Below are 19,748 nucleotides of genomic sequence, written 5' to 3'. Positions count from 1 at the left end.
GTCACGCGGCTTCAAGAGCCACAAGGTTTTCGAATAGCTGTTGCGGCAGCTCGATGCCGGTGCTCAAAGAAGCCGCACGACGGGCGCGAGCGCCGTCGCCGGGGACGGCGACCGGGCAGGCAGGATCAGCGGGACGGGAGTGACGCAGGCGGTCGAGATATGCGGAAAGCGCGTGGGCGCTTCCGGCTCCAGCCGCCGGATCGATCAATACAATGAGATCACCCTTGTTCGCGAAGTGCCCGTCATCGAGGGTGCCTCGAACCTCGGGAGCGAGATCCGAGCCGGCAAGGGTTGAGACCAGAAGTTCTATCGCGAGGCCGATCCCGTAGCCCTTGGCGCCCCCGAACGGAGCGATCGCGCCGCTCCTCACGGCGTGTGGATCGGCTGTGCGGCGGCCGTGGGCATCTACCGCCCAGCCCTCGGGTATGGGAATGCCGCGCATCGCGTGATTGTTGATTTTCCCCATTGAAACGACGCTGGTCGCCAGATCCAGCACGAAAGGGTCGTGGGCCGTCGGAATGCCGATGGCGATCGGATTGGTGCCCAGCATGGCCTCGGTGCCGCCGAAGGGATGCACGAGTGCCTCGCTGGTCGACATGATGATCGCAATCAGCCCGCTCCGTGCGGCGACCTCCGCATAATAGGCGAGCATGCCGATGTGATTGGTGTTGCGGATCGCGGCGAGAGCCACGCCCGTCTCGTTCAGCCTGACCTGAAGGGCGCGGATCGCACCCATTATCACGACGGGACCGAGCCCCCGCTCGCCGTCCACGCTCAGAAAGGCCCGGCGTTGCCAGGTTGCGGTACCGCAAGTGCGTGCATCTGCAAGCCCTTTGTCCAAACGAGACAACAGCAAAGGCAGCCGCTGCAGGCCATGGGACGGCAAACCCCGCAGCTCGGCCTCCAGCAGGAGATCCGCCTGCAGCCGCGCGGCCTGCTCCGGCGCGCCGCGGCTTTCGAGTAATCCGCTGGCGAGCGCCTGCAATCGGTCAAATGGAACCCTCATTTCAAATCCCATATCAGATCATATACGATATTGTATTTGACATGCGATATTGTATCCTGCAACAAGTAACCGCATGTCAATAAGCAGTCGGAGAATGCAGATGGTAATTGCGACGGAGCGAGAGGGCAGGGCCAACATTCGTCCCATCAGTGTGGTGGAGGGTGTCTACGACAGCATCTATCATCGATTGATGTCGCTCGAGATCGCTCCTGGCGCCCGTATCCCGATCGATGTCCTCGCTCGCGAGCTCAACGTTTCGCAGACACCCATCCGCGAGGCTCTTAGCCGGCTGGAGCGGGAAGGGCTTGTGCGCAAGGAGCACTTGATAGGCTACAGTGCAGCGCCGCAATGGACGCGCAAGCAATTCGAAGACCTCTATGCTTTCCGTCTTCTGGTCGAACCCGAAGCCGCTCGTCTTGCCGCCGTCAACATGACGCTGGAGGCGCTCCAGCAGCTCGAGAATTCCGCTGCGGACATGGGGCACGGAGAGGCGCCCGTGGATCGCAACACGCGCTACTCCCGATTTGCCCGCGCCGACGCGCAGTTCCACGACGCCATCCTGAAAATCGCGGGGAACGAGGTGATCCGCAGCACGCTCTCGAACCAGCATGTCCATCTGCACATCTTCAGGTTGATGTTCCACACGCGGGTGACGCAGGAAGCTCTGGAAGAGCATGAAAACTTGGTCGCAGCATTCCGGGCGGGTGATCCGCAGGCGGCGTACGACGCGATGCGAGTTCACGTTGAACGGTCACGCGATCGCTTGCTTTCGGCTTTCGAATGAACGCTGTCCTCTCTTCCCATCCGGTTGCACCTTCGCCGGGCGCCAGCGTTGCCGCGCTGTCGGCCGAAGGACTAGGCAAGACTTACGGGCAGGTCACTGTCCTGTCGGAGGTTGCGCTCGATATCCTCGCCGGTGAGGTTCACGCCGTCATTGGAGAGAACGGTGCGGGCAAGTCGACGCTGATGAAGCTCCTGTCCGGTCACGTAGTGCCAAGCGTCGGTCGCCTGTTCATGGAGGGGCGGCCCGTTGAATTCCGTGATGCGGTCGAGGCGGAGAATGCCGGCATCGTGCTTGTGCACCAGGAAATCGTACTTGCTTCGGACCTGACCGTCGCGGAGAACCTGTTCCTGGGGCGCGAGATTGGCCGTGGCCTGCTGGTCGCCGATCGAGCGATGAATCGCCGGACGGCGGAGCTCCTGTCCAGGGTCGGCTCGACCGCGCGCCCTCGCGACCGCGTCGGCGATTTGCCGCTCGCCCAACGCCAGCTGGTGCAGATTGCGCGCGCCCTTCTGGACGAACGCAAGGTCGTCATTTTCGACGAGCCGACCGCCGTGCTCGCCAACGACGAAGTGGCAGCGTTGCTCGACATCGTGCGGAACCTGCGCGATCACGGAGTTGCCGTGCTCTATATCTCGCATCGCCTTGACGAAGTTCAGGCATTGGCCGACCGCATCACGGTGCTTCGCGATGGCCGCATGATCGGGACCTGGCCTGCCGCGGGGCTCGGCCAGCGTGAAATGGCTGAGCTGATGGTCGGCCGCGAACTCGAAATGCTGTATCCGCCAAAGCGTCCGGAAGCTGCCGGCGTACCGATCCTGTCGGTCACGGATCTCTCCGTTGACGACGGCCAGGCAAAGGCCTCCTTCAGCGTCAGGCCCGGAGAAGTTCTCGGTTTCGGCGGCATGATCGGGGCCGGGCGTACCGAACTGATCGAGGGGCTGATGGGCCTTCGCCCGTCCGATGCCGCAAGCGTCGTCCTGAACGGCAAGGAGATAGTGAACCGCTCCGTTCGCACCCTGATGGATGCCGGCCTCGTCTATCTGACCGAAGATCGCAAGGGAAAGGGCCTGCTGCTGGATGAGCAGCTCGGACCCAATCTGACCCTGCAAGCCCTTGACGTCGTCAATCCCGGCGCCGTTCTCGACAAGCGCGGCGAGCTTTCTCTTCTGCAGAAGGCCGTGGCCCGCTACGACATTCGCGTGCGCTCGTTACGCCTCGATGCCGGGAAGCTCTCTGGCGGCAATCAACAGAAGTTGCTTCTTGCCAAGGTGATGATGGCTGAACCGTCGGTGATCATCATCGACGAGCCGACACGCGGCATAGATATCGGCAACAAGGGCCAGATCTACGATTTCATCGACGCGATGGTGCGTGCCGGCAAGGCCTGCATCGTCATTTCGTCGGAAATGCCGGAACTGGTCGGCCTTGCCGATCGGGTGCTGGTTATGCGGGCCGGCAGGATCGTAGCCGAGCTGCGGGGCAATGACATCAATGAGGAAAATATCGTCTTCGCGGCCACGACCGGTGCGCGCGAGGGACTCGGGGAGGACCAGCATGACGTCAGCAACAGCGACAATATCACCGGTTGACGAAGGGGCCGGCATTCGGTGGGGCGATCTTGCGCCGTTTATTGCGCTTGCGGTGATCGTTCTGTTCGGCGCGCTGGTGAACTCGAACTTCGTTGCGTCGGCCAATCTGCTCAACGTGATCACGCGCAGCGCTTTCATTGCGATCATCGCAGTCGGAGCAACTTTCGTCATTTCCTCCGGCGGTCTCGATCTGTCCGTGGGCTCGATGGTGGCTTTTGTTACCGGCATCATGATCATGGTGATGAATTATCTTGCCCCCACATTCGGCAACTGGGCGATCCCGATGGGAGCGGGCGTTGCCGTAGTGGTCGGTTGCCTGTGCGGTCTTTTCAACGGTCTGATCGTTACCCTCGGGCGGATCGAACCTTTCATCGTCACTCTCGGCACCATGGGCATCTTCCGTGCCTTCATCACCTTCATGACCAATGGCGGTTCCCTGCCCATCGACCGTAGCCTTCGAGAGGCCTATCGGCCCGTCTATTTCGGCAGCGTCTACGGCATTCCCTATCCCGTGCTCATTACCTTCGTCATTGTCGTCATGGGCGCCTTCCTGCTCTACAAGACGAAGTATGGCCGCCGCCTGACATCGGCCGGATCCAATGTCGAGGTTGCCCGCTTTTCCGGCGTGAACGTCGCAGCCGTGCGTACCATCGCCTATGTGATCCAGGGTTTCTGCGTCGCCGTCGCGGCCATCTGTTACGTGCCGCGCCTCGGCGCCGCCACCCCGACGACAGGGCAGCTCTGGGAACTGCAGGTCATAACTGCAGTGGTGATCGGCGGCACGCTGCTGCGCGGCGGGCGGGGACGCATCGGCGGCACCATTGCCGGCGCCCTTATCCTCGAGGTGATCGCAAACGTCATGGTCCTCTCGGACATGGTTTCGGAATACCTGGTCGCCGCCGTGCAGGGCGCGATCATCATCATCGCCATGTTGGCGCATCGCTTTACTGCCAACCGCTGAAAACAGCACTGACTTCAGAAGGAGGAGAAAATGAAGTCGATCATTCAAAAGACCGGGTTGTTGCTGTCGACGACCGCCATGGTCCTCGCCGTCTCGCTGGCAAGCGCGACGGCCGAGGATCGTGACGTCACGATCGCCGTTTCGATCCCGGCCGCAACGCACGGTTGGACGGGGGGCGTCGTCTATCACGCGGAGCAGGCGGAAAAGGAGATCGAAGCTGCCTTCCCGAACATCGACGTCGTGCTGTCCACGGCATCCTCGGCGACGGCCCAGGTTTCCGCACTGGAGGACCTCTCGGCGAGTCGCAAGCTCGATGCCCTGGTCATCCTTCCCTTCACCTCGGAAGAGCTGACCGGCCCCGTGGAGCAGATCAAGCAGAATGGCACCTTTATTTCCGTAGTCGACCGTGGTCTCACGGATCCGAATGTCCAGGATCTGTATGTCGCCGGCGACAACATCGCCGTCGGCGCCAACACCGCGCACTGGCTTGTCGACAAGCTCGGGGGGAAGGGCGAGATCGTCGTGCTCCGCGGTATCCCGACCGTCATCGACGATGAGCGCATCAAGGGTTTTTCGGATGTCATCAACAAGTCCGACATCAAGATCCTCGACATCCAGTATGCCAACTGGAACCAGGACGAGGCGTTCAAGCTGATGCAGGACTACCTCGCCAAGTATCCGAAGATCGATGCGGTCTGGGCCAATGACGACGACATGCTGCTCGGTGTGCTCGAGGCGGTCGACAACGCAGGGCGGAAGGATGTCAAATATGCGCTGGGCGGGAACGGCATGAAGCAGGTCATCGAGATGGTGAAGAAGGGCGACGAGCGCACGCCGATCTCTACGCCCTACCCGCCGTCGATGATCAAATCGGCCGTTTACATGACGGCGGCCCAGTTCGGCGGGCATGCGCCGATGCGCGGCTCCTTCCTGCTCGGTGCACCGCTGATCACGCCCGAAAATGCCGATCAGTTCTATTTCCCCGATTCCCCATTCTGATCCCGATCGATGCCCGGCAACCCCGGGGCCATTGCCCCAATTTCATGACAACAGGAGATGCGACATGAGCGGCAAGAAAATCCTCATGCTCACTGGTGAGTTTACCGAAGAGTACGAGATCTACGTCTTCCAGCAGGGGATGGAGGCTGTCGGCCATACGGTCCACGTCGTCTGCCCGGACAAGAAAGCCGGAGATCGGATCAAGACCTCGCTGCACGATTTCGAAGGCGACCAGACATATACCGAGAAACTCGGGCACTATGCCGACATCAACAAGACCTTCTCCGAAGTGCGCGTGGAGGAATACGACGCCGTCTATGCGGCGGGTGGCCGCGGCCCGGAATATATCCGCACCGATAAGCGTATCCAGGATATGGTCCGCCACTTCCACGAAAGCGGCAAGCCTATTTTCACGATTTGCCATGGCGTGCAAATTCTCATGGCTGTGCCGGGTGTTCTGAAGGGCCGCAAAGTTGCCGGCCTTGGCGCTTGCGAACCGGAAGTGACCGCGGTCGGGGGCATCTACGTGGACGTCAAACCCAACGAGGCCTTTGTCGACGGCAACATGGTCTCGGCTAAGGGTTGGACCGGTTTGGCTGCCTTTATGCGCGAGTGCCTGAACGTGCTCGGCACGAAGATCGTCCACGAGTAGTTCAAACATCGATTTTGCGGCTCCGAAAGGACTGACCCGCGCTCAAAGGCCCGCTAAAAAGCGGGCCTTTGAGCATTCAGATATTCCCAACGCCACGACGCGTCCGTCTCATGCATCGCCGGCCTGTCCGGCGTCAGGCCGTTGCCGGCGACATGTTTCATTCCTTCGCAAGGCGGCCGGGTCCATCACGGATTCGCATCGGCTCATCATTTCGTTTCATGGAGCAGAGCGCCATGCGGCCTTGACACTGCGCCAGCAGGACTTACTAATTCAGTTGTCAGACATCTTATAACTGGGAACCCGCTGCATGTTCCCCGGATCATGCGGCAACGCGGAGTTCTGCGGCGACCTTCGCGCGTTCTGTAAGGCGCGCGATGCTGCAGGGCTGACCGATCGAAGAGGAGGATTTGCGTGAAAGGACTGTTTTCAAAGCTCGCCATCGGCGTTGCCGCACTGGCATTCGTGACCACGGCACAGGCGGGCGAGACGCTCGACCGGGTCATGGGCAAGAAAGCCATGGTGGTCGCCACCAACAGCGGCTGGCCGCCCCAGAGCTATCTCGACGACAGCAACGAGCTGACCGGTTTCGATATCGACGTCTCCAAGGAGATCGCCAAGCGCCTCGGCGTCGAAGTGAGCTTCGAAACGCCCGATTGGGCGACGTTGACCGGCGGACGCTGGCAGGGGCGCTATGATTTGGGGGTCGGCTCCGTCACTCCGACCAAGGCGCGCGCCCAGGTCATCGATTTCGCAGGCATCTATTACTACAGCCCCTATGTATACGTATTGCACAAGGACAGTCAGGCGAAATCCGTTACCGACCTGAACGGCAAGATCATCGGCGTCGAAACGGCGACCACGTCGGAAGATTTCATTCGCCGCCAGCTGGAGATCGACGCGCCGGGCCTGCCGCCGATCGAGTACAAGATCGAGCCGGGCGAGGTCCGCACCTTCGCCGATTCCATGCTGCCCTTCGACGATCTGCGTCTTGGCGACGGCGTGCGTCTCGACGCTGTCATCGCGCCGGAGCAGACCGCTCTCAACGCGATGAAGAACGGCTATCCGCTGCGCGTCCTCGAGGGCGAGTACGCTTTCAAGGAGCCGCTTGTCGTCATCGCCGAAAAAGTCGATCCGGACTGGACCAAGAAGGTCGGGGCCATCATCGACGAGATGAAGAAGGACGGCACGCTCGCGGCGCTCACCACGAAATGGTACGGCAAGGACTATAGCGCCGACTGAACCGATACATGCGGGGAGGCGGTACGCCGCCCCTCCGCCTTGCCACCGCGGTCGACGGGCGAGAGAAAATGTCCTATCCCAATACCTACTACAAGCAGACACTAGCCGACATGAACGTCAGGCCGGTCCTCTCCGGGACGGTCGAATGCGATGCCGTGGTCATCGGCGGCGGGCTTGCCGGTCTGACCACTGCGTTGCAACTGGCGCGCGCCGGGCAGTCGGTTGCCGTCCTCGAAGCCGAAAGCGTGGGGTTCGGTGCCTCCGGCCGCAATGGCGGTTTCGTCAGCCCCGGTTTTGCGACCGGCAGCGACAATATCGCCCGGATGGCCGGCGCCGAAGCGGCGCGGCAGATACACCGGCTTTCGATCGAAGGCGTCGAATTCGTTCGCGAGACGATCGAGGCGCTGAAGATCGAGGGCGTAACGCCGCAGGCAGGCATTACGAGCGTCTTGCGCTACGACGACGGCGGCAGCTTGAAAGCGCATGCCGACGAGATGCGGCGTGTTTACGGCTACGAGCTCGACTACCTTTCCACCGACGAGGTGCGTTCGGTGTTGAAGTCGAAGCGCTATTTCCATGCCTTGCGCGATCGCAAAGCCTTCCATATGCACCCGCTGAACTACCTTCGCGGGCTGGCATATGAGATCGAACGTCTCGGCGGGCGGATCTATGAAGGCTCGGCCGTGACGGGCGGCGCTCTCGACGGCGCCGAGAAGACGGTGACCACGCCGGGTGGACGTGTTCGAGCGCGCCATGTGGTCTTCACCACCGGCGGCTATACGGGTCCCCTGAACAGGCGGCTGAAGCGTTCGTTCCTGCCGATCGCCACCTATGTCATGCTGAGCGAGGAAGCGCCGGAACTCATCCGCACCGCCATCGCCACAACGGACGCGATCGGCGACAACCGTCGTGCTGGAGATTACTACCGCCTGGTCGAAGGCGGGAAACGTCTGCTGTGGGGCGGGCGCATCACCACCCGCGCGGCGTCGCCCGCCGCCTTGGCCGCGGAACTGCGGCGCGAAATGGTCGGGACCTATCCGCAGCTCAAGGATTTGAAGACCGAGCTCGCCTGGTCGGGGCTGATGTCCTACGCACGCCACCTCATGCCACAGATCGGCGAAATGCAGGCAGGCGTATGGCATTGCACGGCATTCGGCGGCCACGGTCTGAATACGACCGCCATCGGCGGAAAGCTGGTGGCCGAAGGCATTCTGGGCCAGTCCGACCGCTACAAGCTGTTCAAGCCCTTCGGGCTCGTCTGGGCCGGCGGTTATGCCGGACTGGCGGTGGCCCAGCTCACCTACTGGAAACTGCAGGCTCAAGACTGGTGGCGCGAGCGCGCGGCCTGATGCATGTCGCCCAAAACCGTGCAGCGGTTTGGGCGACGAAATGCACAAACCTATGACCTACGGCGCGTTGTGCGAATGCGATTGAACGCGACGCGCTTTCATGGCGGAGAGAACAAATGATCGGTCGTATGATTCTGACATATCCGGATGCTGCGCGGCGCACCGGGACGTTTCTCCTTCTCGCGCTGATAACCCTGACGGTCTACGGACTGGGCGTAAGCCCGGACTGGATCGGCCTTGTGCTGCCGACAAGCTCGGAGTGGCTGGCCGCCAATCCTGCAACCGGACGCCTCGTCAGCGCAGGAATGATCGCCGTGATAGCGGCGCTGAATTGGAAGGCCTTGCGGCAGTTGCCTCGCCATTGGCAGGTTGCCGGCGTCTGGCTGGAGCTCTTCGCCCTGCTGATGCTCTTCTTCTATTCCTTCGATCTTTCCTTTGCGTTCATCGCCAAGAAGATCGGCTTCCTGATTTCGCAGGGCGTCGTCACCACGCTCTACATTTCGGTGATCTCGATCGCTGTCGCAACCGTCATCGCGCTTGTCGGTGCGATTGCGAAACTGTCGAAGAACGGAGTGATCTACGGTCTCGCCACTTTCTACACATCGCTGTTCCGGGGTCTGCCGCTCCTGATGCAGATCTATATCATCTATCTGGGTCTGCCTCAGGTGGGCTACGTCATCGGCGCGGTGCCGGCCGGCATCCTTGCGCTCTCGCTCTGCTACGGTGCCTATATGACGGAAATCTTCCGGGCGGGCATAGAAAGCATTCCGCGGGGGCAGACGGAAGGTGCGACTGCGCTTGGCCTGAACCCGAGCCAGACGATGGGCCTGGTGATCCTCCCGCAGGCGATGCGGGTGATTATTCCGCCGACCGGAAACCAGTTCATTGCGATGCTGAAGGACTCCTCGCTCGTCTCCGTCGTCGGCGTCTGGGAACTGATGTATCTCGCCCGCACCCAGGGCCAGACCGAGTTCCGTCATATCGAGATGCTGATCACGGCATCCATGATCTACTGGATCCTTTCGGTCGGGCTGGAATACATGCAGTCCCGCATCGAAGCACGGTTCGGACGCTTCAATGTCCGTTGACGCTGCCGCGCCGGCCGCGGCCGGCATGCCGCGCAATCTGCGCGCTGCTCTGCTGGGTTTCCTGGCCTTCGCAGTGTTTTCGGGCACGGATGTGCTTGTGAAGCTGCTCGCAGAGCGCTTTGACGTGCCACAGGTGACCTTCATGGTAACCCTTGCGGCGCTCGCGTTGCTTGCGGTTTATGCCGGCATCACCGGCACCACGGCATCGCTCAGGCCGCGTCATCCGGGCTTGGCGCTCCTGAGGGCATTTCTGCTCGCGGTCGATACGCTCCTGATCCACTACGCATTTTCGGTGCTGCCGCTGTCGGAAGCCTATCTGCTCGCCTTCCTCACACCGGTCCTTGTGGCGGTCCTGGCCTTCGCCCTTCTTGCGGAACGGCTGTCTGCGCTCGCCTGGTGCGGCGTGATCGCCGGCTTTGTCGGCGTCGCGATTGCGCTCAGGCCGGGAATCGCGCCGCTCAATCTGGGGCACGCAGCGGCGGCTGGGTCGGCTCTCGTCTTTGCGCTCTCGCTCGTCCTTCTGCGTTGCGCAAGGACGACGGAGAGCGACCTTGCCCTCGTCTCGACGCTGCTCGTCGTGCTTGCGGCGGTCGCGCTGGCCGTTTCGCCGGTCGGCGGCGGACTGGCGCCGGTCGGGCCGGGCGATCTGCTGATCGCCTTCCTCGCGGGGCTCTTCATGCTGGCCGGCCATCTGCTTCTGGTCCGCGCCTTCCGCACGGGCGATGCCTCGGTGGTTGCGCCTTTTCAATACAGCCAGATCGTCTGGGGCTGCCTCTACGGAGCGCTGTTCTTTGCCGCCCCCGTCGAACTGCACACGGTCGCAGGCGCGCTCGTCATCGTGCTTTCCGGCTGGCTCGTCCTGAAATAATCCTGGAGACTACAATGCCCACATCGATCGACATCGCTTCGCCGGAGATCACTCTGAGCGGCGTACATAAGTGGTACGGCCAGTATCATGCCCTGGACAATATCAACCTTTCGATCGCGCCGCGCGAGAAGGTTGTGATCTGCGGACCCTCAGGTTCCGGCAAATCGACGCTCATCCGCTGTGTCAACCGGCTCGAGGCCCATCAGCAGGGCCGCATCGTCGTCGGCGGGATCGAAGTCGGCGAGGACGAGCGCAAGGTGGATGCCATCAGGCGCGAAGTGGGAATGGTGTTTCAGCAGTTCAATCTCTTCCCGCACCTGACGATCCTCGAGAACTGCGTTCTGGCGCCGATGTGGGTCAAGCGCATGCCGCGCGCCCAGGCGACGGAGATCGCGATGGACTATCTCAACCGCGTCCGCATTCCGGAGCAGGCCAACAAATATCCGGGCCAGCTTTCCGGCGGACAGCAGCAGCGCGTTGCGATCGCGCGGGCGCTGTGCATGAACCCGAAGGTCATGCTTTTCGACGAGCCGACCTCTGCGCTCGACCCCGAAATGGTCAAGGAAGTTCTGGACACCATGGTGACGCTCGCGAACGAGGGCATGACGATGGTCTGCGTCACCCACGAAATGGGCTTCGCGCGCCAGGTTGCCGATCGGGTGATCTTCATGGATCAGGGTCGCATCGTCGAAGAGGGCGAACCGGACGAATTCTTCGCCCATCCGAAGACGGATCGAGCGAGCCTGTTCCTCAGCCAGCTCCTGCACTGATGCATATCGCAGGATTTGTGCGCTCCCGTCGCCGATTGGGTAAGCCTTGATCAGCAGCGGATGCCAACCGCAAGCTTTCTCTTATCCTGTGCAGCCTGCGCGAGGGGCACGGCTATGTCGTGACGAGCCACGGAAGGCCTGTCGCGCCCCTCGTTCCCGCGGCGAGGCATAGGAGTAATCCGGCCTGTTCGCCGCCGTCACTTCGCTATCGAGGATGGGTATGGTCAAGAGCCCACCGGCAAGTGCGACCGTCAGATCGATTGTGGCTCCTGCGGAAAGCCGCCGACATGCGTGCAGGTATCCGCGGCCAGGTCCCTGCCTGCTTCGAGGCAGGCGGCAAGGGGGCGTCCTGCCAGCCGGGCTGCGGTGAAGCCGGCGATGAAGCTGTCGCCGGCGCCGGTCGTATCCACGACATCGACCGGACGAATTCCCGCAGACGCGTATTCGGTGCCGTCGCTCGCGAGCGAGCCGAGCGCCCCACGCGTGACGACGGCAACTCGCGCCCCGCGGGCGAGGAAATCGCGAACCAGCCGCTCGGCACCGGCATCGTTCTCGCCGGCGGAACCGAAGGCGATCGAAAGGCCATCGACCTGGAGATCGGCTGCCGCTGCGTTGACCGAGATGTCCTGGGAAACGCTGACGCTTGCGGCAGAAAGCGTCCGGCGCAACAGGCCGCCATCGTCCAGCCAGCCGATATGCACGTGATCCATGGTTTTCAGCAGCTCGATCTCACAGGCGTCAGGGCGGTAGCCGGCGCAGGCACCGAAGTCCTCATGGACGAAGATGCGGTCGCCGGATGGCGTCACGTCGATATCCGTATAGGCCGTGTTGGTGTCGCGCTCGAGCAGGTGGTCGACATTGACGCCGTTTGCAATCAGCAGGCGCCGGATCTGGGTGCCGTCGGAATCGCGGCCGACCGCGCCGAAATAGAAGGAGCCGTGGCCGAGTCTCGCAAGCTGGACGGCGACATTGATCGCGTTGCCGCCGACATAAGCCTGGCCGAGGGGCGCGCGATAGCGGTCGATGCAATTGTCGCCGACGGCGGCAAATCGGAAGGAAGTCATGGCGATCTCTTGTCCTGCGGCGTCACGGCCGCGAGTGCGGAAGCAATCGCGGCCGTGCTAATTCATCGGGTGCTCCTGCTCAATAGGCGACGCGCTTGTAATAGCGCCGCGTCGTCAGCGGGTGATTGCGCATCACTTCGAGATGCGCGCTAATGCGCTCGAGCACGGTCGCGAGGACGATCGGCGAGACGAGGCCCCGCACCTCCTGCGATACGCCGGGAAGGGCGAAGTCTGCCGTGTCGAGCACGGTCAGCCTGTCCGTGTAGCTCGGCGCGAAATTCTCAACGCGGTCGGCAAGCGGCCGCAGCGCGTCCTCACCCTTGAAGAGGAGGACGCTGACGCCCTTTTCCACGAGTTCGAGCGTTCCGTGGAAGAAGTCCGAGGCATGGACGGGGCGGGTGCGGATCCACTGCATCTCTTCCAGGATGCACATGCCGTAGTAAAAGGCCTCGGGCCAGACGTTTCCGGCGCCGGTGATGATGTGGTAATCGGAGCCCGCCAGAACACGGGCGAATGCTTCAGCCTTGTCCTCGTAGGCGCGCTTCACATCGAGGAGAAGCCCGGGAAGCTTTTCCAGCTCGCCAACGATCTGGCCATAGTTCTCGATCTCGCCGCGGTAACGCATGATCGACAGCGCGATGAACAGGGATTGCAGGTAGAAGGACTCGCAGGACGTGTCGTCTTCGGCGAAGTTGACGAAGGCGTGATCGCCGCCCTTGCCGAGCGGCGTTTCCTCGTGCCCTACCAGAGAGAGGACTGTCGCTCCGGCCTCCTTCGCCTTTGCCAGCAGAGCCACGCTTTCCTTGGTCGTGCCGGAGAGCGACGGAATGACGACGATGGACTTTTCCGTAAGATTGACCGACCCGGTGATGAAGAGCTCAGCCGGGAGGTCCATGAAAGCCGGGAAGCGCGACCTGCGTTGGAGCAACTGGAGGGCCGGCTGCATGAGGATGGCTGCACCGCCGGTTCCAAGGAAGAAGATGTTTTCCGCACCCTTCTCGAGGCAGGAGGCGATAACCGCGTCCAGGCGTTGACGCAGGGCGACGGCGCCCGACTGGATGCGAAGGAATCTCTGTTCGTCAAAATTCAGCATGGTTCTCTCTCGGACAGGGGTGGCTATCGCCGGCTGAAGCGCCGGCAATGTTGTAAGACAACTGACAACATTGCTCGAAGATGTCAAGAGAGATGATCTGCCGGATGCGCTTCTGCCATGCCGTGTCCTCTGATTATGAAGGTAGATCTGTCCCTTGACCTTGCCGGATTTGTCAGACAAGAAGGATCATATTTCGCAGCATTTGGAGAGAGGAATTGGTCGAGCCCCTTCGCGACACGCGTACCCTGGTCATCCAGCTTCGCGACCGCATCGCCGACCTGATCCGCGAGCAGGGGCTTACTCCGGGCGACAAGCTGCCGACGGAGGCGCAGCTGACGGAGCGCTTCAAAATTTCCCGCCCCGCGCTGCGCGAGGCATTGAAGCTGCTGGAGCAGGATGGCGTCATCTACGTGGAACATGGCCGCGGCCGGTTCGTTTCGGCGATGTCGGCGGTCCATGTCGAAAGGCCGATCACCGTTTTCGAGAGCGTTACCGATATGACGCGGCATTACGGATATGCGACCGTCAGCAAGGTACTCTCGATCGCCGAGGAATTGCCCGATGCGGTCACGGCCGGTCAGTTGCGCCTCGGAAATGGCGAACGCGTCATCCGCCTCGAGCGGCTGCGTCTGCACAAGGATGAGCCGATCCTCTACTGTATCGACTACATCCCGCGCGGCATCATCCCGACCCGTCTTTACGACATAGACTGGGGCGGCTCGCTGCTCGATCTCCTCGAGCATTACAGGCACCGGCCGCGGATGTCCGCCGCTACGGTTACGGCGGTGATGCTGCCGGATGACGTGGTGGAGCGCAACGACCTGCGGGACTTCGGGCCGGCGCTGCTGATCCGCGAAACCTGCTTCAATGCGAACGGCGTGCCGGTCGTTTACGCCGTCGATTATCACCGCGGCAGCCATTTCTCCTTCAGTCTCGCGCGCAAGTAGCCAGCAGCGGTGGCCGAATCAAACCGGCCTCAGGTGAGGCCGGCGTTTGTCCTTCGGCGGAGGGGATTGGAAATTTCGCGCGGGCGCCGGTCGGCCGACATGGAAGCCCTGTACATGGTCGATCCGGAATTGGCGCATGAGTGCGAGCTGTTCCTCCGTCTCCACGCCCTCGACGAGAATCTTGTGCCCGCGATTTCGCACCAGGCCGATAATGTCCCTGAGCATCGCCTTGCCCTTGGGCGTGTCGCAATCGTGAAGGAACGAGCGGTCGATCTTCACCGTGTCGAACTCGATCAGGCGCAGCCATGACAGGCCGGCGAAGCCGGTTCCGAAATCGTCGAGCCAGATCCTGATGCCCAGCGTCTTCAAATCGCTGATGCAACGCAGGATATCGGAATGCATCTCCATCTCGAGCCCCTCCGTGATTTCGAAGGCAAGCCTGCTGCCGGCCACCCCGGTTTCACCGAGAATGGCAGCGACTGAAGCCGCGAAGCCGGGAGATCTGAGCTGGATCGGCGAGACGTTCACGCTGACGACGGGCACATGCTCGCTTGCCAGGAGCTCAAGGCACACCACGCGTATGACCCAGCGGCCAAGGTCGAGGATGGCCCCGGTTCTCTCGGCAATCGGCACGAAGAGGCTCGGGGGAACGGACGTGCCGTCCAGCATCTTCAGCCGCATCAGCGCCTCCACCGCGTCTACCCGGCCGGTGGCGACGTCGCGTATCGGTTGATAGACGAGCGAGACGAGATTCTGGTCGATCGCAATTTTCAGCAGCGCGGCGATATTCTCGCTCTCGTCGCCGGTTTGCGGGTCGTTCGGATCGAAGAGGCGCGCGCAGTTGCGGCCGTTTGCCTTTGCCCCGTAGAGGGCGCGGTCCGCTTCATGGATCAGTCTCTCGAGCTTCGAGCCGATCTGATTCCGGGTGAAGCCCGCGCCGACGCTCACGGTCACGATCGACACGCCGTCGCGGCGCTGTTCGTGCGGCAATGCGAGGCTCTCGACGCTTCTCCGTATGGCTTCCGCCAGATCCGCCGCCTGCTCCCGCGTCGTCAGCCGTGCGAGCACGATGAACTCCTCGCCGCCATAGCGGCCGATCGAACCATCGCAGGCCGCGATCGACTCCTTCAGCGCGTTGGCAACGAGAACAAGGCAGCGATCGCCTTCCTGATGCCCGTAAAAGTCGTTGTATCTCTTGAAGAAGTCGACGTCGATGAGGATTGCCGCGAAGCTCTTGCCCTCCCTTTGCCAGTCGCTCCAATAGTCCCGGAGTTTCTGGTCGACGGCGCGGCGGTTGTCGAGGCCCGTGAGCGAATCGGTATGCGACAGCCGCAGCAGCGCCTTTCCGCGTTCCGAGGCTTCCTTCTGCTGGATTTTCGCCTCGAACGCATTGAGAAAGACCTTGTAGCGCTCCCTGTTGAGCTTCCAGTTCACATAGGACGTGAAGACGAAGCACGAGACATAGAAGGTCCCGAAGGCCACCTGGTAGGAGACGCTTTTCGGAATGTAGAAGATCAGGACGAGGAAGAACGTGGCGAGGACGATTCCCGAGGTTGCGACCGACAGTCGAAAGTGAAAACTGAAGAATAGATTCGCGCCCATCATGAATATTGCGCCGAAAATCATGTAATAGGAAATACTCTCGGTCTGACTGGTCATCAGCGACGGGAACAGCCAGCCCCAATATCCCGCCACGAGCGCCCCGGCGCAGGTGAGATCGAACCACTTCGTCGGAGCATTGAGCCGAAACAGCATCTCGATGGCTGCAATCGCCGCAGCACCAACCGCAAGGCGTGCCAGGATTGCATAAAACGCGACATCCGGAACGAGCAGGATATCTGTGGCCGAGAACAGCATATAGACGGCCACGGCCACCCAGAGGCCCTGTCGGCTTGCCATCCGGCGCATGACTTCGCCTTCTCTCCGATAGAGCATTTGCAGCTCTACAGATTGCAGTCTGGGCGGCTGCGCCTGCAGATCGATCTCAATTACCTCGGCCAAAGTGTGCCTCATGCACCGATCCAAATCGCTTTGCGCCGCCCGCCGCGAGGCTGAGCCCGGTGCAGCAAACGACGTGTTTTAGTTGTTTCACGTCTCACCCATCCCAACACGCACCCGATGACGACAGACTGAAACGATCGGCACAATAGTCGAGGCGAATTAAGTTTTGCTGAATTGGCAAAGATCAATAGAGCGATCAATAGTGTATTGAAACAATCCAGCGGCTGTTTTTATTAACCATATTATTCGAAAACATGAAACCCGTCTGGCGCGGATCCCTGATCCCTGCGCATAATGTTAACAAACAGTTAACGGATGAGTAACGCGTGAGCCAATTTCAGATCGTACTAGACGGCGAGAGCCTGATTACGCCCGCCGCAATCGCAACCGAATTCAATTCCCAGAGAATCGAGTTTTACGAAGAACAGCTGGCCACAGGAAAGGCGGAGATTGCGCTGATTTTGAACATTGCCCAGCAACAATTTGCGCAAAACCGAGAGCCGGCCGATATAATACACAGGCTCGCCGGTTCTCTTCATGAGGTACGCAGCAAATATCATCCAAGTGTGTGGCAGGAGCTGATACCGATAGTCCAGAATCACCCGGTTTCCGAATTCTTCCTGCAGGACCCTTTTACGCGCTGGTCGTTCGAAAAGCCCCGAGGGTATTCCGGCGATGCGCAATTGTTGGACTTCATTTATGGGCATCCCAGCATTGCCGGGGAGGTCGCAAGGGCCACGCCGCTCGGGCGAGCGCTCTATGACTACACCAAGGACGCCTCGTCTTCCGTGGCAGTGCGGGAGCGCCGCGACCTGCTGACACGCCATGTCGACGAGATCGCGGCGACACGCGGAGGGGAGGCGGAGATTCTGACGATCGCTGCCGGGCACCTGCGCGAAGCCAACCGGTCGACAGCTTTGCGGGAGCAAAGGCTGAAGCGTTGGGTCGCTCTCGATCAGGACCCTCTGAGCGTCGGTTCGATCGCGCGCGACTTCATGGGAACCTGCGTCGAGGCGGTCGATGGGTCCGTCAAAAGTCTCCTCACCAGGTCTCAGAAGCTCGGCGAGTTCGACTTCATATATGCCGCCGGGCTTTACGACTATCTTACGGAAAAGGTGGCGGTGAAGCTCACCCGGAGATGCCTGGAGATGCTGAAACCGAACGGCGTCTTCCTCTTTGCCAACTTTGCGAGCGACATTCGCGTCGACGGCTACATGGAGACCTTCATGAACTGGGCGCTGCTGCTCCGATCGGAATTCGACATGTGGCAAATCATCCATGCCAGCGCGGACAGGGAAGCCATCGATGCGCGCGTGCAATTCGGTGCGAACCGCAACGTCGTCTACGGTATCGTGCAGAAGCGTTCTTAAGCGGGCTTTACACGGCCGGGGACGCGCGCCGCTGTGGCACCCCGGCTCCCCGCCCACAGGCCGGACGCGGCTTCAGTGCTTGATTTTCGAGGCCTTCCAGCCAAAGATCGACGGTCTCGCGTGCAGATGGGCCGATGAGCCCGCGGGCAGCAGAGGCGTCAGGAGCGGCTGCGCGACCGTCGTTGTTGGAACAGCAATCTCATGTGCTTGCGTCTCCTGCTCCGGCTCCTTCATGCCGGCGGCACCGTTCAGACGCGTCAGGATCTCCCCTGCCCTTATCTTGCAGAGGATGTGATCCGCGTCGTCGGACGCGATGTCATGGAAACTCTGGAAGGTGGCGATAGCGGCATCCCTTTGGCCTGCGGCCAGGCGCGCGACTGCGAGTTTGTAGCGCAGGATGCCCCGATGCGGATAGCGCGTAAGAAGCGCTTGAAAGGTCTTGCCGGCCTTGCGGTAGCATGCCTGCGCCATTTGCGTGTCGCCGAGCCAGTGGAGAACGTCGTCGGCGTTCGGCACGGCCGGCAGCAAAGTGCGAAAAAGATGTTCCGCCTCCGCATATTCGCCCACGTGGCTCAAGAGATGCGCAAGGCGACAGCGCGCCTCGACATGTCCCGGAACGGTACGGATCAGCTGCCGATATCCCGCCTCGGCTCCGTCAAAATCGCCGAAAGCGTGCAGCGCCACTGCGCGCGACAGCACGAAGTCGAGACTGCGGCGATTGAGGCAGTCGCGCAGGTTCCTGCCTGTGAGCGTTCTGAGATGCATACCGCGGAGGCGGCGCCCGCAGGCGTCCACTCTCTCCGCCTCGTCGGCTGTATCGACAAGCGCGAACTCCCCGTTGGAAAGGGCGCCGAGCAACCGGTCCAGGCGCGCCGAGGCCGCACCGCAGCGGTCGAACCGGATGCTTGTCCAGTTTTCGGTCTTGAGGATGCCGGCGAATGCGTCTGCCGCCTCGTTCTCAAGGCCAGGCGCGCAGAGGAAACCGGTGCGCCCGGTTCCGTGATTGCCGATCATCAGGATCTCGTCGACGAAAAGTCCGGTATCCTCGTCCTGAGAGGTCGCCAGCTCGAGCGGTAAGAACGCGTCGTACTGCTTTCCGATGGCGCGGTACTTCCAGGCGAGAATCAGCCATCTCTTTCCATGCGGAAGGTATTCGTGCAGCCAGGGCCAGGAGAGAAAGGCGTGCGCCTCCGGATCTGAACGATATATCTTGTTCCAGTTTCTGTGACTTTTTTCGAATTTGTCGATGCAGTCGATGACGTGGACTGTCATTGTCGCCTCTTTGAGGCAGTATACTCGATACTCGCCAAAATAGTTACGTTAGAGAACAATTGAATATAATACTGGCTATGGTGCAGTATACACGGTCTGGCTGCGCAGGACAACTACCGAGTGCCGGTATTCGGCCTCTCCCCTATATCGAGCGCTCGTCGAAATTCGGTCTCGATCGGATGAACGTCCACAGGCGCTTACTGATGTCGGTGATCTCGCGGATCGCATTGTCGAGACGCTCCATCTCGCGTGCGTCGAGCTGCTCGACCTTCCCGTAGCGCACGTCCTTCTCGCCCTCGACGAGCCGCATCAACTGCGTGCTTGAAATCTCCCCCTGCTCGTCGACGGAGTAGATGCAGTGATTGTACTTGTTGCGCATCTTCGACTGCTGCTTCAGGCGCTCGGTAATGGCAAGCACCTCGTCGCGGGTCGCCACCGGGATCCGCGGCAGCTTCGCCAGGCGTTCGGTCAGGTCGATACGCGCGCGCGTGGTATTCAGGGTCAGGAAAACGACGATGGCCGCGTCCTTTTCCACTCCCAGAAGATGGGCGATAACGTAGATCAGCAGGCTCTCGGTGTTGGTCCACACGTAGTTCAGGCGACCAACGAGCAAAAGCACATCCTGTGCAGCCGCCATGGCGATCTCCAAGCGGTCCTGAGAATGAAGCGCCAGGACCATATTTGCGCAGTTGCATA

General features: G+C 61.3%; 18 protein-coding genes and 1 pseudogene. 13 read left to right on the top strand and 6 right to left on the bottom strand.

Annotation, left to right across the window (positions count from 1 at the left end; translation table 11 throughout):
- Position 1: 1 nt before the first annotated feature.
- On the bottom strand, positions 2-1,006 hold the full coding sequence (locus tag SINAR_RS0125240) for an Ldh family oxidoreductase (protein WP_028001665.1): 1,005 nt from the start codon (positions 1,004-1,006) through the stop codon (positions 2-4).
- A gap of 94 nt (positions 1,007-1,100) precedes the next feature.
- Here SINAR_RS0125240 and SINAR_RS0125235 point away from each other — a divergent pair, with 94 nt between their 5' ends.
- From SINAR_RS0125235 to SINAR_RS1000000138210, 11 genes and pseudogenes are all read left to right on the top strand, one after another.
- Positions 1,101-1,790, top strand: coding sequence for a GntR family transcriptional regulator (locus tag SINAR_RS0125235; protein ID WP_028001664.1), 690 nt, complete (start codon positions 1,101-1,103; stop codon positions 1,788-1,790).
- Positions 1,787-3,379, top strand: a complete 1,593-nt coding sequence (locus SINAR_RS0125230; protein ID WP_028001663.1) for a sugar ABC transporter ATP-binding protein — start codon at positions 1,787-1,789, stop codon at positions 3,377-3,379. The genes SINAR_RS0125235 and SINAR_RS0125230 overlap by 4 nt, the downstream gene beginning before the upstream one ends.
- A complete protein-coding gene (locus SINAR_RS0125225; RefSeq protein WP_028001662.1) occupies positions 3,345-4,340 on the top strand; it encodes an ABC transporter permease in 996 nt (331 codons plus the stop codon). Before SINAR_RS0125230 ends, SINAR_RS0125225 begins: the two co-directional genes overlap by 35 nt.
- A 30-nt stretch (positions 4,341-4,370) precedes the next feature.
- Positions 4,371-5,339, top strand: a complete 969-nt coding sequence (locus SINAR_RS0125220; protein WP_028001661.1) for a substrate-binding domain-containing protein — start codon at positions 4,371-4,373, stop codon at positions 5,337-5,339.
- Between the two features lie 64 nt (positions 5,340-5,403).
- Positions 5,404-5,991: a DJ-1/PfpI family protein gene (locus tag SINAR_RS0125215; RefSeq protein WP_028001660.1), complete on the top strand. Its 588-nt coding sequence runs from the start codon at positions 5,404-5,406 to the stop codon at positions 5,989-5,991.
- Between the two features lie 411 nt (positions 5,992-6,402).
- A complete protein-coding gene (locus tag SINAR_RS0125205; RefSeq protein WP_028001659.1) occupies positions 6,403-7,230 on the top strand; it encodes a transporter substrate-binding domain-containing protein in 828 nt (275 codons plus the stop codon).
- Between the two features lie 68 nt (positions 7,231-7,298).
- A complete protein-coding gene (locus SINAR_RS0125200; RefSeq protein ID WP_028001658.1) occupies positions 7,299-8,579 on the top strand; it encodes an NAD(P)/FAD-dependent oxidoreductase in 1,281 nt (426 codons plus the stop codon).
- A 116-nt stretch (positions 8,580-8,695) separates the two neighbouring features.
- Complete coding sequence (locus SINAR_RS0125195; protein ID WP_028001657.1) at positions 8,696-9,667, top strand: amino acid ABC transporter permease; 972 nt, start codon at positions 8,696-8,698, stop codon at positions 9,665-9,667.
- Entirely contained in the window at positions 9,657-10,535 is an 879-nt protein-coding gene (locus tag SINAR_RS0125190; protein ID WP_028001656.1) for a DMT family transporter, read from the top strand. Before SINAR_RS0125195 ends, SINAR_RS0125190 begins: the two co-directional genes overlap by 11 nt.
- A 14-nt stretch (positions 10,536-10,549) precedes the next feature.
- Positions 10,550-11,305: an amino acid ABC transporter ATP-binding protein gene (locus SINAR_RS0125185; RefSeq protein WP_033057563.1), complete on the top strand. Its 756-nt coding sequence runs from the start codon at positions 10,550-10,552 to the stop codon at positions 11,303-11,305.
- 50 nt (positions 11,306-11,355) lie between these two features.
- Positions 11,356-11,481, top strand: a pseudogene (locus SINAR_RS1000000138210) (type II toxin-antitoxin system prevent-host-death family antitoxin); the annotation flags it as partial.
- 75 nt (positions 11,482-11,556) lie between these two features.
- Here SINAR_RS1000000138210 and SINAR_RS0125180 read toward each other — a convergent pair.
- Both SINAR_RS0125180 and SINAR_RS0125175 read right to left on the bottom strand, forming a co-directional pair.
- Positions 11,557-12,369 carry a PfkB family carbohydrate kinase gene (locus tag SINAR_RS0125180; protein ID WP_028001655.1) on the bottom strand — a complete coding sequence of 271 codons (813 nt, stop codon included), beginning with the start codon at positions 12,367-12,369 and terminating at the stop codon, positions 11,557-11,559.
- 79 nt (positions 12,370-12,448) lie between these two features.
- Positions 12,449-13,462: an SIS domain-containing protein gene (locus tag SINAR_RS0125175; RefSeq protein ID WP_028001654.1), complete on the bottom strand. Its 1,014-nt coding sequence runs from the start codon at positions 13,460-13,462 to the stop codon at positions 12,449-12,451.
- Positions 13,463-13,677: 215 nt separating this feature from the next.
- On the opposite strand from SINAR_RS0125175, the gene SINAR_RS0125170 reads away from it, so the two are divergent.
- Positions 13,678-14,409, top strand: coding sequence for a GntR family transcriptional regulator (locus tag SINAR_RS0125170; RefSeq protein WP_028001653.1), 732 nt, complete (start codon positions 13,678-13,680; stop codon positions 14,407-14,409).
- A gap of 18 nt (positions 14,410-14,427) precedes the next feature.
- Here SINAR_RS0125170 and SINAR_RS0125165 read toward each other — a convergent pair whose 3' ends face one another.
- Positions 14,428-16,422 (bottom strand): putative bifunctional diguanylate cyclase/phosphodiesterase, encoded by a 1,995-nt coding sequence (locus SINAR_RS0125165; protein ID WP_028001652.1) that lies wholly within the window; start codon positions 16,420-16,422, stop codon positions 14,428-14,430.
- Between the two features lie 314 nt (positions 16,423-16,736).
- Here SINAR_RS0125165 and SINAR_RS0125160 point away from each other — a divergent pair, with 314 nt between their 5' ends.
- A complete protein-coding gene (locus tag SINAR_RS0125160) occupies positions 16,737-17,780 on the top strand; it encodes a class I SAM-dependent methyltransferase (protein WP_028001651.1) in 1,044 nt (347 codons plus the stop codon).
- 72 nt (positions 17,781-17,852) lie between these two features.
- On the opposite strand, the gene SINAR_RS0125155 is transcribed toward SINAR_RS0125160, so the two are convergent.
- Together SINAR_RS0125155 and SINAR_RS0125150 are read right to left on the bottom strand one after the other, a co-directional pair.
- The gene (locus SINAR_RS0125155) at positions 17,853-19,052 is read right to left on the bottom strand and encodes a tetratricopeptide repeat protein (protein ID WP_028001650.1); all 1,200 of its coding nucleotides are present in this window, start codon (positions 19,050-19,052) and stop codon (positions 17,853-17,855) included.
- Between the two features lie 142 nt (positions 19,053-19,194).
- Positions 19,195-19,689 carry a hypothetical protein gene (locus tag SINAR_RS0125150; RefSeq protein ID WP_028001649.1) on the bottom strand — a complete coding sequence of 165 codons (495 nt, stop codon included), beginning with the start codon at positions 19,687-19,689 and terminating at the stop codon, positions 19,195-19,197.
- Between the last annotated feature and the right edge of the window lie 59 nt (positions 19,690-19,748).

This window comes from Sinorhizobium arboris LMG 14919, from assembly GCF_000427465.1.
GTDB lineage: Bacteria > Pseudomonadota > Alphaproteobacteria > Rhizobiales > Rhizobiaceae > Sinorhizobium > Sinorhizobium arboris.
Note: the sequence above shows the minus strand (reverse complement) of the source record. Positions and strands in the feature narration are given on the sequence as shown.

What these genes read in the sequence shown, in the direction of transcription:
- SINAR_RS0125200 (WP_028001658.1), top strand. Translation starts at nt 7,299, where the DNA reads ATGTCCTATCCCAATACCTACTACAAGCAGACACTAGCCGACATGAAC.
- SINAR_RS0125165 (WP_028001652.1), bottom strand. Translation starts at nt 16,422, where the DNA reads ATGAGGCACACTTTGGCCGAGGTAATTGAGATCGATCTGCAGGCGCAG.
- SINAR_RS0125220 (WP_028001661.1), top strand. Translation starts at nt 4,371, where the DNA reads ATGAAGTCGATCATTCAAAAGACCGGGTTGTTGCTGTCGACGACCGCC.
- SINAR_RS0125175 (WP_028001654.1), bottom strand. Translation starts at nt 13,462, where the DNA reads ATGCTGAATTTTGACGAACAGAGATTCCTTCGCATCCAGTCGGGCGCC.
- SINAR_RS0125155 (WP_028001650.1), bottom strand. Translation starts at nt 19,052, where the DNA reads ATGACAGTCCACGTCATCGACTGCATCGACAAATTCGAAAAAAGTCAC.
- SINAR_RS0125185 (WP_033057563.1), top strand. Translation starts at nt 10,550, where the DNA reads ATGCCCACATCGATCGACATCGCTTCGCCGGAGATCACTCTGAGCGGC.
- SINAR_RS0125195 (WP_028001657.1), top strand. Translation starts at nt 8,696, where the DNA reads ATGATCGGTCGTATGATTCTGACATATCCGGATGCTGCGCGGCGCACC.
- SINAR_RS0125235 (WP_028001664.1), top strand. Translation starts at nt 1,101, where the DNA reads ATGCAGATGGTAATTGCGACGGAGCGAGAGGGCAGGGCCAACATTCGT.
- SINAR_RS0125190 (WP_028001656.1), top strand. Translation starts at nt 9,657, where the DNA reads ATGTCCGTTGACGCTGCCGCGCCGGCCGCGGCCGGCATGCCGCGCAAT.
- SINAR_RS0125240 (WP_028001665.1), bottom strand. Translation starts at nt 1,006, where the DNA reads ATGAGGGTTCCATTTGACCGATTGCAGGCGCTCGCCAGCGGATTACTC.
- SINAR_RS0125150 (WP_028001649.1), bottom strand. Translation starts at nt 19,689, where the DNA reads ATGGCGGCTGCACAGGATGTGCTTTTGCTCGTTGGTCGCCTGAACTAC.
- SINAR_RS0125215 (WP_028001660.1), top strand. Translation starts at nt 5,404, where the DNA reads ATGAGCGGCAAGAAAATCCTCATGCTCACTGGTGAGTTTACCGAAGAG.
- SINAR_RS0125225 (WP_028001662.1), top strand. Translation starts at nt 3,345, where the DNA reads ATGACGTCAGCAACAGCGACAATATCACCGGTTGACGAAGGGGCCGGC.
- SINAR_RS0125230 (WP_028001663.1), top strand. Translation starts at nt 1,787, where the DNA reads ATGAACGCTGTCCTCTCTTCCCATCCGGTTGCACCTTCGCCGGGCGCC.
- SINAR_RS0125180 (WP_028001655.1), bottom strand. Translation starts at nt 12,369, where the DNA reads ATGACTTCCTTCCGATTTGCCGCCGTCGGCGACAATTGCATCGACCGC.